The organism is Jilunia laotingensis, from assembly GCF_014385165.1.
GTDB classification, from domain to species: Bacteria; Bacteroidota; Bacteroidia; order Bacteroidales; family Bacteroidaceae; genus Bacteroides; species Bacteroides laotingensis.
The window spans coordinates 4268325-4282546 of sequence record NZ_JACRTF010000001.1 but is presented as its reverse complement, the minus strand read 5'-3'; the positions used below and the strand labels follow the sequence as shown (position 1 = coordinate 4282546).

11 protein-coding genes are annotated in these 14222 nt (G+C 42.8%); 8 read left to right on the top strand and 3 right to left on the bottom strand.

All coding sequences use genetic code 11. The features are described from left to right. Nucleotides 1–62 precede the first annotated feature (62 nt). Nucleotides 63–1706, bottom strand: a complete 1644-nt coding sequence (locus tag H8744_RS16830) for a leucine-rich repeat domain-containing protein (protein ID WP_262435962.1) — start codon at nucleotides 1704–1706, stop codon at nucleotides 63–65. Nucleotides 1707–2153: 447 nt separating this feature from the next. On the opposite strand from H8744_RS16830, the gene glmS reads away from it, so the two are divergent. The 7 genes from glmS to H8744_RS16795 all read left to right on the top strand — a co-directional run bounded on the left by glmS (nucleotide 2154) and on the right by H8744_RS16795 (nucleotide 12924). Beyond that, nucleotides 2154–3998, top strand: coding sequence for a glutamine--fructose-6-phosphate transaminase (isomerizing) (glmS, locus tag H8744_RS16825; protein ID WP_262435961.1), 1845 nt, complete (start codon nucleotides 2154–2156; stop codon nucleotides 3996–3998). Nucleotides 3999–4009: 11 nt separating this feature from the next. Then, entirely contained in the window at nucleotides 4010–5893 is a 1884-nt protein-coding gene (locus tag H8744_RS16820; RefSeq protein WP_262435960.1) for an amidophosphoribosyltransferase, read from the top strand. 8 nt (nucleotides 5894–5901) lie between these two features. Further along, nucleotides 5902–7065, top strand: a complete 1164-nt coding sequence (carA, locus tag H8744_RS16815) for a glutamine-hydrolyzing carbamoyl-phosphate synthase small subunit (RefSeq protein WP_262435959.1) — start codon at nucleotides 5902–5904, stop codon at nucleotides 7063–7065. Nucleotides 7066–7080: 15 nt separating this feature from the next. Then, nucleotides 7081–10314 (top strand): carbamoyl-phosphate synthase (glutamine-hydrolyzing) large subunit, encoded by a 3234-nt coding sequence (carB, locus tag H8744_RS16810; protein ID WP_262435958.1) that lies wholly within the window; start codon nucleotides 7081–7083, stop codon nucleotides 10312–10314. Between the two features lie 97 nt (nucleotides 10315–10411). Continuing rightward, complete coding sequence (locus H8744_RS16805; RefSeq protein WP_262435957.1) at nucleotides 10412–10657, top strand: hypothetical protein; 246 nt, start codon at nucleotides 10412–10414, stop codon at nucleotides 10655–10657. A gap of 71 nt (nucleotides 10658–10728) precedes the next feature. Continuing rightward, complete coding sequence (locus tag H8744_RS16800) at nucleotides 10729–11226, top strand: hypothetical protein (RefSeq protein ID WP_262435956.1); 498 nt, start codon at nucleotides 10729–10731, stop codon at nucleotides 11224–11226. A gap of 150 nt (nucleotides 11227–11376) precedes the next feature. Continuing rightward, the gene (locus tag H8744_RS16795) at nucleotides 11377–12924 is read left to right on the top strand and encodes an ATP-binding protein (RefSeq protein WP_262435955.1); all 1548 of its coding nucleotides are present in this window, start codon (nucleotides 11377–11379) and stop codon (nucleotides 12922–12924) included. Nucleotides 12925–13052: 128 nt separating this feature from the next. On the opposite strand, the gene H8744_RS16790 is transcribed toward H8744_RS16795, so the two are convergent. Together H8744_RS16790 and H8744_RS16785 are read right to left on the bottom strand one after the other, a co-directional pair. After that, the gene (locus H8744_RS16790) at nucleotides 13053–13154 is read right to left on the bottom strand and encodes a smalltalk protein (protein ID WP_262435954.1); all 102 of its coding nucleotides are present in this window, start codon (nucleotides 13152–13154) and stop codon (nucleotides 13053–13055) included. A 42-nt stretch (nucleotides 13155–13196) separates the two neighbouring features. Further along, the gene (locus H8744_RS16785) at nucleotides 13197–13661 is read right to left on the bottom strand and encodes an HU family DNA-binding protein (protein WP_262435953.1); all 465 of its coding nucleotides are present in this window, start codon (nucleotides 13659–13661) and stop codon (nucleotides 13197–13199) included. Nucleotides 13662–13878: 217 nt separating this feature from the next. On the opposite strand from H8744_RS16785, the gene H8744_RS16780 reads away from it, so the two are divergent. Then, nucleotides 13879–14115, top strand: a complete 237-nt coding sequence (locus tag H8744_RS16780) for a DUF4248 domain-containing protein (protein WP_262435952.1) — start codon at nucleotides 13879–13881, stop codon at nucleotides 14113–14115. The last annotated feature ends 107 nt before the right edge of the window (nucleotides 14116–14222 follow it).

Genomic DNA, 14222 nt, shown 5'->3' with positions numbered 1-14222 from the left:
CTTCTATTGATTGTTTGGAGCAAAGATACTGTATGATGCTCGATTAACCCAAATCCTTTTTGTTATTTTATAGCAACTTTATGGACTTTACCTCCTCCCTTTACTAAATATATACCTTTGGGTAGAGGGATATTTTGTGTATCTGAAATCAGTTTCTCGTAGATATGGTTTCCGGTCACATCGTATATATTTATCAATAATGGCTTTTGTACAGTAATCCTCAGAGTTCCATTTTCTTCATAAACTGCCCATTCGCTTTCACGTGCATTTGTTTCGATACCTGTCGTTTCTTCTATGATATTGTCTTTGCCGAAGAAATCCCATCCGTTTTCGTAATAGGTTTCTTTGCAGCCGATTGGAACATATAGTTTACAAGCAGAAAGATCGACATATCCGAAGGGACTTTCATCTTCTTCATAAAATTCATACACTTGCGGAGGGGTAGTTCCCAGACAATGGACTTCTGTCAGATTGGTATCAAAGAAGAAAGCATGAGTATCAATAAAGGTCACTTTCTCGGGAATAGTGACGGATGTCAGCTTTTTGCAATATGCCAATAATCCTTCATAAATGAGCGTCATGTTTTTGGGCAACGTTATATCAGTAAACTGAGTATCATATAATGCTGTTGGCCCCATGTAAATCAATGCTTCGGGGAAATTGATGGAAGAAAGCTGGGAAAATGCAAATGTCGATTCATCAAGGGCTTTCATACTTTCCGGTAGTACGACAGATGATATTTCGGTTCCATAGAAAGCTCCTCCCCAAATGCCGATAACACCTTCGGGTATGGTGTATTCACTCTTGCCCTGTGGGAATGCGTAAAGTAACCGCTTTTCTTTGTCATAAACCACATTATCAATTACTTGGAATGAAGGGTTCCCTTCATCTACCGTGTAGCTTTTGATACCTGTACCGCCAAATACACAAATACCCAGTTTGGTCAGATTGGCAGGGAGATGGATGCTGGTCAATGAACTACAATCCATCAATGTGTTATTATCAAGCGAGTCAATCTTCTCGGGAATAGTGAATGTTTCTAATTTTGCACATCCTCGAAATGCTCCTTCACCTATGAAATGAGTTTTAGATGAAAGTTGGATACTTTTTAATTCCGGGCATAGGAAAAAGCACGATTTACCAATGCTGTCACAAGTTTCCGGAAGTTCCACCGATGTCATTCCTGCTTTATAGAATGCAGAATTTCCGATATATTCGAGTTTAGAAGGAAATTTGATAGAATTTAGTTTATAACATGTAAAAAAGGCATTTTCCGGTATTCCTGTCAATGTTTCAGGCAGTTCGATACTTAAAAGTTCTGAACATGCTGAGAAGGCATCCCTTCCTAAGTATTTCAGTTTTTCAGGTAATTTTATAGAAGTAAGGCTTTTGCTACTTGAAAAGACATGTTTTCCTATACTATCAATGGAGTTTGGTAGTTCGATGGATGTGGCATCGCTGTAATAGAAGGCATCTTCATAAATGGCTTTTACGGTATATTCCTTCTCATTATAGGTTATAGTTTCCGGTATGATCACTTTGTCAGTAGCTTTGCAGTCCGTTATGGCAATCTCGTTTTTACTAATGTCAGGAACAACATACGTGATTTGGTTTACTTCAAATGTGACTTCGTCATCCGGAGTAGTTTGTGCCAAGAGTGGCAAACAGGCTGTTACAGCCATGAATAGTGTAGTAAATCTCTTCATAATAATAATTTTTACTGTGTTATTAATAAAAAATGATTGGATTTTCCAACCTCTCTTTTTTTACTCTCTATGCTAACTGATTGTAGTTAGATTAATGCACGTTTTATAATAAAAAATAAATTAGTCTTGTGTCGTATTTTGCAAATATAGAAAGAATCTTAATAAATAAGCATTTTGGAGGATAAAAATAAAAAGATTACTCTGCTTTTTCTTTGAATGAAATATATTCTTTAATTTATTCTGGTTTGCTTGAAATTTGAAAGCCATTTAACTGCTTTGCTTGATAATTGTAATATTTGTCTTTTTGGATTGGAAATAATAGATAATTTAACTTTTTGCTTTGAAAACAACTTTTTTATAGGTTTATGTCAATTAAATATAATAAAACGAATCTTTGTGTTATCAGAATTCGTATCTTTGCGGACGAAAATTTAAATATAGGATAATATGTGTGGAATTGTAGGCTACATTGGTAAACGAGAAGCCTACCCCATCCTTATCAAAGGTTTGAAACGGCTGGAATATCGGGGATATGACAGCGCGGGGGTAGCAATCATCAGTAATAACCAACAGTTGAATGTGTATAAGACGAAAGGGAAAGTCACTGATCTTGAAAATTTCGTCACACAAAAAGATATTTCCGGTAACATTGGTATTGCACATACACGCTGGGCTACCCACGGAGAACCCTGTTCGGTTAACGCCCATCCTCATTACTCCTCTTCCGAAACTCTCGCACTCATTCACAACGGTATTATTGAAAACTACGCCGTTCTCAAAGAAAAACTCCAAGCCAAAGGCTATACTTTTAAAAGCAACACTGATACCGAAGTACTTGTACAGCTCATTGAGTATATGAAAGTCACTAATCATCTTGATTTGCTGACAGCCGTTCAATTGGCGTTGCGTGAAGTGATAGGTGCATATGCTATCGCAGTTTTGGAGAAAGACCATCCCGACGAGATTATTGCGGCCCGTAAAAGTAGTCCGTTGGTGGTAGGCATTGGTGCGGATGAATTCTTTTTAGCATCGGATGCCACTCCGATTGTGGAGTATACCGACAAGGTTGTGTATCTGGAGGATGAAGAAATCGCGGTTATACACAGGGACAAAGAGCTGAAAGTAGTCAATCTGAATAATGTCGAAATGACTCCCGAAGTTACCAAGGTGGAGATGAATCTGGGACAATTGGAAAAAGAGGGTTACCCACACTTCATGTTAAAGGAAATCTTTGAACAGCCGGGTTGCATCCATGACTGTATGCGTGGCCGCATTAACATCGATGGTAACAGTGTGGTGCTTTCCGCGGTTATCGACTATAAAGAAAAACTTCTGAAAGCAAAACGTTTCATCATTGTGGCTTGTGGAACTTCCTGGCATGCGGGACTCATAGGAAAACATCTGATCGAGAGCTTTTGCCGTATTCCGGTCGAAGTGGAATATGCATCCGAATTCCGTTACCGTGATCCGGTGATAGATGAAAATGATGTTGTGATAGCCATCTCCCAAAGCGGTGAGACTGCCGATACGTTAGCCGCAGTGGAATTGGCAAAAAGTAGGGGAGCCTTTATTTATGGAATATGCAATGCCATCGGTTCCTCCATACCGCGTGCCACTCATACCGGCTCTTATATCCATGTGGGACCTGAGATCGGGGTAGCATCGACTAAAGCCTTTACCGGACAAGTGACCGTCCTTACGATGCTTGCATTGACATTGGCAAGGGAAAAGAGAACCATTGGCGAGGCCCAGTTCCTGAAGGTCGTTCATGAATTGAACGGCATACCTGAAAAGATGAAACAGGTCTTGAAGCTGAATGATAAAATAGCAGAGTTGTCTAAAATATTCACCTATGCACACAACTTCATCTATCTGGGTCGCGGGTATTCCTATCCGGTGGCATTGGAAGGTGCTTTGAAGTTGAAAGAAATCTCATATATTCATGCTGAAGGCTATCCTGCGGCAGAAATGAAGCATGGCCCTATTGCACTGGTCGATGCTGAAATGCCAGTGGTAGTTATCGCTACACAAAACGGACTGTATGAGAAAGTGCTGAGCAACATTCAGGAAATCAAGGCGCGTAAAGGAAGAGTGATCGCGTTGGTGACCGAAGGGGATACGGTGATTAGTAAAATAGCCGATTATTGCATCGAACTTCCGCAAACAATAGAATGTCTTGATCCGTTGATTACTACGGTGCCGTTGCAGATGCTTGCCTATCATGTGGCGGTATGCAAGGGGATGGATGTCGATCAACCGAGGAATCTTGCAAAATCAGTAACAGTTGAATAATTGAGGATTTGATGGAACAGTTAAAGCATGAATGTGGCGTTGCCATGATTCGCCTACTTAAGCCGCTGGAATATTACGAAAAGAAGTATGGCACATGGATGTACGGTTTGAACAAACTCTATCTGTTGATGGAAAAGCAGCATAACCGGGGTCAGGAAGGAGCTGGGCTGGCTTGTGTGAAGCTGGAAGCCAATCCCGGTGAAGAATACATGTTCCGTGAACGGGCGTTGGGTTCGGGTGCTATCACAGACATTTTTGCAACGGTACAAGGTAATTTCAAAGATATCACCTCCGAACAGTTGCATGATGTGGAGTTCGTAAAACGTACGCTTCCCTTTGCCGGTGAAGCGTATATGGGGCATTTACGCTATTCTACCACAGGGAAATCCGGGATATCTTATGTGCATCCCTTCCTGAGACGAAACAACTGGCGTGCCAAGAATCTGGCTCTCTGTGGTAATTTCAATATGACGAATGTCGATGAAATATTTGCCCGTATCACAGCCATCGGACAGCATCCTCGTAAGTATGCCGATACGTATATCATGCTCGAACAGGTGGGGCATCGGTTGGATCGTGAAGTGGAACGCCTCTTTAACCTTGCCGAGACGGAAGGACTGACCGGTATGGGAATTACCAATTATATAGAAGATCATATCGACCTTGCCAATGTCTTGAGAAGTTCCAGCAAAGAATGGGATGGGGGATATGTGATTTGCGGTTTGACCGGAAGCGGTGAATCTTTCGCATTGCGCGATCCTTGGGGGATTCGTCCTGCGTTCTGGTATCAGGATGAGGAGATAGCCGTTTTAGCTTCCGAACGTCCTGTTATCCAGACGGCTCTGAACCTACCGGTGGAGGAAATAAAAGAGTTGCTTCCGGGGCAAGCACTTATTATCAATAAAAACGGTCGGTTGCGTACCGCCCAGATCAATAAGCAACGCGAGAAGAAAGCATGTTCTTTTGAACGTATCTACTTTTCCCGGGGGAGTGATGTCGATATTTACCGGGAACGTAAACTATTGGGTGAAAAGTTGATCCCCCGTATTTTGAAGGCGGTTAATAATGACATCGACCATACGGTTTTTTCATTTATTCCGAATACAGCCGAGGTTGCTTTCTATGGTATGCTCGAGGGATTGGATAACTATCTGAATGAAGAGAAGGTGCGGCAGATTGCTTCATTGGGACACAACCCCGATAGGAAGGAGCTGGAAACGATTCTTTCCCGACGCATCCGGAGTGAGAAAGTAGCAATCAAGGACATTAAGCTCCGGACGTTCATTGCCGAAGGCAATAGCCGGAATGATCTGGCGGCACATGTTTACGACATCACTTATGGCAGTCTCCGTGCCGGCATCGATAATCTGGTGATTATAGACGACAGTATTGTACGTGGAACCACCCTTCGCCAAAGCATTATCGGCATTCTTGACCGTCTTGGACCGAAGAAGATTGTCATAGTCAGTTCTTCCCCACAGGTACGTTATCCCGACTATTATGGCATCGATATGGCTAAGATGAGCGAGTTTATTGCTTTTAAAGCCGCTATCGAATTGCTGAAAGAGCGCGACATGAAGGATGTTATAGCGGCTGCCTACCGGAAGTCTAAAGATCAGGTAGGGTTGCCCAAGGAACAGATGGTGAATTATGTAAAGGAAATATATGCTCCTTTTACAGATGAAGAGATTTCTGCCAAAATGGTCGAGTTACTTACTCCAAAGGGAACGAAAGCGAAGGTTGAAATCGTATATCAGCCGTTGAACGGTCTTCATGAAGCCTGCCCTGACCATAAAGGCGATTGGTACTTTAGCGGTGACTACCCCACACCGGGAGGTGTGAAAATGCTCAATGAAGCATTTATAAATTATATAGAACAGGTGTATCAATTTTAATTACATATATGAGTAATATAATAGGAGATGAAAAAAAGGTGAAACTGATACTTTCCGATGGAAGTGTTTTTCACGGTCGTTCGTTCGGGTACGAAAAGCCGGTGGCAGGTGAAGTGGTATTTAATACTGCCATGACAGGATATCCCGAGAGCCTCACCGACCCGTCTTATGCCGGACAGTTGATGGTTCTCACTTATCCGTTGGTTGGTAATTATGGTGTCCCACCGTTTACCACCGAACCGAATGGCTTGGCTACCTTTATGGAAAGTGAAAAGATTCATGCGGAAGCCATCATCGTAAGTGATTATTCGGAAGAATATAGCCATTGGAATGCCGCAGAGAGTCTGGCTGACTGGTTGAAGCGTGAACAGGTTCCCGGTATCACGGGTATCGATACCCGTGAGCTGACCAAGGTTCTCCGTGAACAGGGTGTCATGATGGGACGGATTGTTTTTGGCAATGAACCGGATCATTTACCCGAATCTTCCTATGCCGGCATTAATTATGTAGACAAAGTAAGTTGCAAAGAAATAATTCACTATGCCGGCAACAAAAAAAATGGTTATAGCAAAGATACTCCTTCCACCCAACTAAAATTTCAACTTTCAAATTCCGGTTCTCGATCAAAGAAGGTTGTCCTGGTCGATTGCGGTGTAAAGACCAATATTATCCGTTGCCTGTTGAAACGTAACGTGGAAGTGATCCGTGTGCCTTGGGATTATGATTTCAACGAACTGGAATTTGACGGTCTGTTTATATCCAATGGCCCGGGTGATCCTGATACATGTGATGCCGCTGTACAAAATATCCGTAAGGCGATGCAAAATCCGAAACTTCCTGTTTTTGGTATTTGCATGGGCAACCAGTTGCTTGCCAAAGCAGGTGGCGCAAAGATATACAAATTGAAATACGGTCATCGTAGCCATAACCAGCCGGTACGCATGGTGGGTACGGAACGTTGCTTCATCACTTCGCAGAATCATGGTTATGCCGTGGACAATAACACGTTGGGTACTGATTGGGAGCCTTTGTTCATCAATATGAACGATGGCTCTAATGAGGGCATTCGTCATAAGACGAATCCTTGGTTCTCAGCCCAGTTCCATCCCGAAGCCGCCAGTGGCCCGACAGACACGGAGTTTCTTTTCGATAAATTTGTAAATCTGCTTTAATAATAACCGACTATAATGAAAGAAAAAAATAGAAAGAAAGTCCTGCTTTTAGGCTCCGGTGCTTTGAAAATCGGTGAAGCCGGTGAGTTCGACTATTCCGGTTCACAAGCTCTGAAAGCCTTGAAGGAAGAGGGCATTGAAACCATTCTTGTCAATCCGAATATTGCGACGGTTCAAACCAGTGAAGGGGTTGCCGACCAGATATATTTCCTTCCTGTCACTCCCTATTTTGTAGAAAAAGTAATCCGGAAGGAAAAGCCGGACGGCATTATGCTGGCTTTCGGTGGACAAACTGCTTTGAACTGTGGGGTCGCTTTATACAAAGAGGGTATTCTCGATAAATACAATGTGAAGGTGCTGGGCACACCGGTACAGGCTATCATTGATACGGAAGACCGGGAACTCTTTGTTGATAAGCTGAACGAAATCGATGTAAAAACCATCAAAAGCGAGGCTGTGGAGAATGCCGAAGATGCCCGACGTGCAGCCAAAGAATTGGGCTATCCGGTGATTGTGCGTGCTGCGTATGCTCTCGGTGGTTTGGGATCAGGATTCTGTGACAATGAGGAAGAACTCGATATATTGGTCGAAAAAGCCTTCTCTTTCTCTCCCCAAGTGCTTGTGGAGAAGTCTCTGAGAGGATGGAAAGAGGTGGAGTATGAGGTGGTTCGCGACCGCTTCGACAACTGTATTACCGTTTGTAACATGGAAAATTTCGATCCCCTCGGCATTCACACGGGCGAGTCTATCGTCATTGCACCTTCACAAACATTGACCAATAAAGAATATCATAAGCTCCGTGAACTTGCCATCCGCATTATCCGCCACATCGGTATTGTGGGCGAATGTAACGTGCAGTATGCCTTCGACCCCGAATCGGAGGATTACCGGGTGATCGAGGTAAATGCCCGCTTGTCACGCTCTTCTGCGCTGGCATCAAAGGCTACCGGTTATCCGTTGGCGTTCGTTGCTGCCAAACTGGGTTTGGGATACGGTTTGTTCGATCTCAAGAATTCAGTTACCAAAACAACGAGTGCCTTTTTTGAACCTGCACTGGACTATGTTGTCTGCAAGATTCCCCGTTGGGATTTAGGGAAGTTTCATGGGGTCGACAAGGAATTGGGTTCTTCCATGAAATCGGTCGGAGAGGTGATGGCTATCGGCCGCACTTTTGAAGAGGCTATCCAGAAAGGGTTGCGTATGATCGGGCAAGGGATGCACGGTTTTGTAGAAAACAAGGAACTTGTGATTCCCGATATTGACAAAGCGTTGCGCGAGCCTACCGACAAGCGTATTTTTGTAATCTCCAAGGCATTCCGTGCCGGATATACCATCGATCAGGTTCATGAGTTGACAAAGATCGATAAATGGTTTCTTCAGAAACTGATGAACATCATGCATACTTCCGAGGAGTTGCATGGCTGGGGCAATAATCATAAACAGATTGCCGATCTGCCTCTTGACTTGCTGAAAAAAGCAAAACGACAGGGCTTTTCAGATTTCCAGATCGCCCGGGCTATCGGTTTTGATGGGGATATGGAAGACGGTATTCTCTATGTCCGCAATCATCGTAAGAATGTCGGTGTGATTCCGGTGGTGAAACAGATCGATACGCTGGCTGCCGAATATCCGGCTCAGACCAATTACCTGTATCTGACTTATAGTGGCGTTGCAGACGATGTGCAATATCCTGACGATCATAAATCGATTGTCGTTCTTGGTTCCGGAGCCTATCGTATCGGTTCTTCCGTTGAATTCGACTGGTGCGGTGTACAGGCTTTGAATACCATTCGCAAGGAAGGGTGGCGGAGTGTCATGATCAATTATAATCCCGAGACTGTCTCAACGGACTACGATATGTGTGACCGCCTTTATTTCGATGAGTTGACTTTTGAACGGGTGATGGATATACTCGAACTGGAGAATCCGCATGGGGTAATTGTCTCTACCGGCGGACAGATTCCGAACAACCTTGCACTCAGGCTGGATGCGCAGAACATCCCTATACTCGGTACGTCTGCCAAAAGCATCGATAATGCCGAAGACCGGGAGAAGTTTTCTGCCATGCTCGACCGTATCGGAGTGGATCAACCCCGTTGGCGGGAACTTACGTCTATGGACGATATTCATGAGTTCGTGGAAGAAGTGGGTTTCCCCGTATTGGTCCGTCCGTCTTACGTGCTTAGTGGTGCAGCGATGAACGTATGCTCCAACCGGGAGGAGCTTGAGCGTTTCCTGAAACTTGCGGCCAATGTTTCCAAAAAACACCCCGTTGTGGTGAGCCAGTTTATCGAACATGCCAAAGAAGTGGAAATGGATGCTGTGGCTCAGAACGGTGAAATCGTGGCTTATGCTATCAGCGAGCATATCGAATTTGCAGGTGTACATTCCGGAGACGCTACCATCCAGTTTCCACCGCAGAAGTTGTATGTGGAGACGGTTCGCCGTATCAAACGCATCAGTCGTGAGATTGCCAAAGAACTCAATATCTCCGGGCCGTTCAATATTCAATACTTGGCTCGTGAGAACGATATAAAGGTGATCGAGTGTAATTTGCGTGCCAGCCGTAGTTTCCCGTTTGTGAGCAAAGTTTTGAAGATAAACTTTATCGAACTGGCTACGAAAGTGATGTTGGGACTTCCGGTGGAGAAACCGTCAAAGAATCTCTTTGAACTCGATTATGTGGGAATCAAGGCATCCCAGTTTTCTTTCAACCGTTTGCAGAAAGCCGATCCGGTGCTAGGTGTGGATATGGCATCTACCGGTGAAGTGGGGTGTATTGGAAGTGATACTTCCTGTGCCATTTTGAAAGCCATGCTTTCTGTCGGCTACCGTATTCCGAAGAAGAATATTCTGTTGTCCACCGGTACTCCCAAACAAAAAGCGGATATGATGGAAGCTGCCCACATGTTGGTAGAGAAGGGATACAAGCTTTTTGCTACCGGAGGTACTCATCGTGCGCTTGCTGAGAACGGTATTGAAAGTACGTTGGTTTATTGGCCGAGCGAATCCGATAAACATCCGCAGGCACTTCAAATGCTCCATGACAAAGAGATAGACATGGTTGTCAATATTCCCAAGAATCTTACGGCCGGGGAGCTTGACAACGGATATAAGATCCGTCGGGCAGCTATCGACCTGAACATACCGTTGATAACGAATGCACGCCTTGCGAGTGCCTTTATCAATGCCTTTTGTACGATGAGTGTGGATGACATTGCGATAAAAAGCTGGGAAGAGTATAAATAACGGTTTTTTCAAAGAAAATAGGAAGACGGATATAAAGGATAATAAAGATTATTCTTATATTCGTCTTTTTTAATTGAAAATTTAATACTATAAAGTTATGACGTTGAGTTTGAAGATATCCATGTTATGTTATTTCTTTATGTTCCCGATTATTTTGTATGGACAAAATCAGGAAGTCACAGATTCTCTTTCTTCTTCAAAATATAAAGCATACTATCTCGATACTCCCTTTGACATCTATCGAATAGGTCTATCCAGCATGACTCCTATACTGTTGAATGATAAAGAGGCTGGTCGGTTTGAGCATATTTTCCGACAAGAATATTCTAAATGGAGGGGGTAGGTCGGGGAAGTCAAGCTCTTGTTATGTAAAGAAGAATTAGGGAAAATAACTTATTGGGCTGTATATAAAAAATGGTTGTTCCGGCTGGAGCATTCATAGATGCTTGTAAAACGAAATATAAAATAAAGAGAGAAGACAGGCTTTTTATAGATTCTTTGAAAGAAAGAATTTATTCTTTGAAACCTGCGATTGTGCCTCGGAAAGCTTATGATGCATTATATATGGTAAACTGTCCAGTGGCACGGTGCTTATTAGCTTTTGGGAACAAGAATATAGCTCATGTCCGATTTTATGAGATACGGGATGCGTTGGCTTATCCGGTAGATTATTATATTCATTATTCAAAGAGAAAGGGGGTGAGAGTGAATCGTTTGTATAATGACTTGGATACTAAACAATTTAGTGTGCATGGTGAAAAAATAATGTTTACAAATCAGGAGGATATTGTACCTTCTGAATTTGAAGCCTCCGGGTATACTTCTCCTGTTCTTTATAAGTCGTTTCCCGATTGGGGGATACTTTCAATAGAAGAGAAAAAACAATTGCTTGATAGTTATGTTTTTAATTAGTAAATAAAAGACATTTCCGAGTCTTGTTTATTTTATTTTCCGGTTATTGGCTTTTAAGTCGATGTTAACGTATTGACATAAAAAACTTCAATTGTATTTGAATTCTTATACTATTGCGTATCTTTGTATGAGTTGAAATGAAAGACTATTATGAATAAACTATATCCGATCGGCATCCAGAATTTTGAGAGCTTGCGTAAAGATGGTTATTTTTACGTGGATAAGACCGCTTTGGTGTATGAATTAGCCAATACCGGGCGTTATTATTTTCTGAGTCGTCCCCGTCGTTTTGGGAAAAGCCTTTTGCTTTCTACCTTACAGGCTTATTTTGAAGGAAAGAGAGAGCTGTTCACAGGTTTGGCCATGGAACGGCTGGAACAGAACTGGACGAAGTATCCGGTGCTTCATTTGGATTTGAATGCGCGTAAGTATGATACGGAATCCTCTTTGCTCCACGAGCTGAATAAACATCTGGAGGAGTGGGAAAGCAAATACAATTCACCCTATTCCGATCGCGCCCCGGAAGAACGTTTTTACAAGGTGATTCAGAGAGCCTATGAAATGACAGGTCAACGTGTGGTTGTTTTAGTGGACGAATACGATAAACCGATGCTGCAAGCCATTGGCGATCCGGTGTTACAGGAGTCTTATCGGAATACATTAAAGCCCTTTTACGGTGTCTTGAAAAGTCTGGACGGTTATATCCGTTTTGCTTTTCTAACCGGTGTCACCAAGTTTGGAAAGGTCAGTGTATTCAGTGACTTGAACAACCTGAATGATATCTCGATGGATCGGCAATACGTGGCTCTTTGTGGCATGACAGAGTCCGAAATCCATACTGATTTTGAAGATGAGCTGCATGGCTTGTCCACCACATTAGGACTGAGTTATGAAGACGTATGCCATGAGCTGAAAGCCCGTTATGACGGTTATCATTTTACCTATCAGGTGGAAGGAATCTATAATCCCTTCAGCTTGCTTAATACCTTCTACAAGATGGAATTCGGTAGCTATTGGTTCGAGACGGGAACCCCTTCTTATCTGGTAGAATTGTTGAAACGTGACCATTATGATCTGTACCGGATGTCCGAAGAGGAAACGGATGCTGATGTCTTGAACAGCATTGATTCCACTTCAAAGAATCCTATTCCTGTGATTTACCAGAGCGGTTACCTGACGATCAAAGGTTATAATAAAGATTTTGGAATTTATCGTTTAGGTTTTCCCAATAAAGAGGTAGAGGAAGGCTTCATCAAATATTTGCTGCCTTATTATGCCAATGTTGAGGTCGGTAATTCTTCTTTCCAGATCATGAAGTTTGTGAACGAGGTGAAGAGCGGTGATTACGATTCGTTTTTTCACCGCCTTCAGAGCTTCTTTGCCGATACCCCTTATGAATTGGTTCGCGATCTTGAGTTGCATTATCAGAATGTTCTCTTCATCGTCTTCAAATTGGTCGGTTTCTATGTGAAAGCTGAATACCATACCTCCGAAGGCCGTATTGACCTTGTTTTGCAGACCGACCGCTTTGTTTATATCATGGAGTTCAAGTTTGATGGTACTGCCGATGAGGCTTTACGCCAGATCGAGGAAAAGCACTACGCGCTTCCTTTCGTACACGATCCCCGGAAGCTCTTCAAGATCGGTGTGAACTTCAGCTCTAAGACCCGGAACATAGAGGAATGGAAGGTAGTATGAATTTTCCTTGCCGGATTTCTGGTATTTGATAACTCCGGGATTCAAGTCTGAATACCTGAATCCCGGAGTTTCCTGCTTTACAAAATGTCAAAGACCGAGTGAGCAAGCTCCCTGTGAGCTGTCTCTCATTACAAATTCATTGCATTGCCTCCCAATGCTCCCAATACGGCCGATGCTACGGCAATGACAATTTTCAGGATCGTATCCCATACGGATTTTCTTGTTCCCATTTTTTTCGTTTTTAAATTCTACGTTTTAATTTATTCTTCTCTTTACACCGTCGGGTCTTCTCCGTGATCTCCCCCGTCTTCCCCGTCTTTTTTATTCAGCAATGCCTCCAGGTCATAAAAGTCTATCTTTTCACCGGCACGTGTGCTGGTGATGTCCGGACGTACACTGGAAGACGGCCGGAAGTTTATCTTTACGGCCTTGATGCTTTTGACCGTACACTCCTTGATGTCTTCCGTCCCCATGGTGCGTGCCGAGAGACTGAATACGCCAAAATTCTTGATATTGACCGACTGTCCGCTGTAAAGCGTTTCACGCATCGCTTCCACGAAATTGGTCAATACACTCTGGATGTCCCCCAGCGTGAGCGAACTTTTCTCTTTCATCTTGAAAGCGATACTGTCCAGATCCGCATTAGGACCTGCTGTTACTAACTGTGGGTAGAACTTCTCCACCGCGTCTGCCTTTCGCGGGTCTTTTCTAGCAATCTTTTTAAAGGGTACTCCCATGTTTGATAATGATTAATTGTTTGATTGATAAATAATTTTATCCTTTCGACATGACAAAGATATATCAATCTCTAAGAATGAAATGACCTACTTTTTCTTAGATTGATTTATATTATAAATACTTTGATTAATAGTGAATTATGATTGTTTTAATTTGCTTGTTTGTGATATTATTGTTATATTTGATGAACAAATTAATCATTAAAACATTCCGATTATGAAAGAAGAAGATGAAGAAGAAGCATTTGTAGTCAAGTCTTATTTTAAAGCCGATTTAGCTCACATGTACCTACCGAATTTACCACTGGTCTATGCAATGAGAAAATTTCGTTACTGGATTCGCAGTAACAAAGAGTTGTATGCCCGGATGTACCAGGCAGGAGAGGGGAAGAACGACCATTCTTACAGTAGGCGGCAAGTTCGCCTGATCATTCAGTATCTGGATATTCCCTAAAGTGTATATGTCTTCTGTAAAGAAAATGCCAATATATGAAATGCCTCGTAGGAATAGACCTAACGAGGCATTTCATATATTCATATCCTTTTATTGTATAAATACCT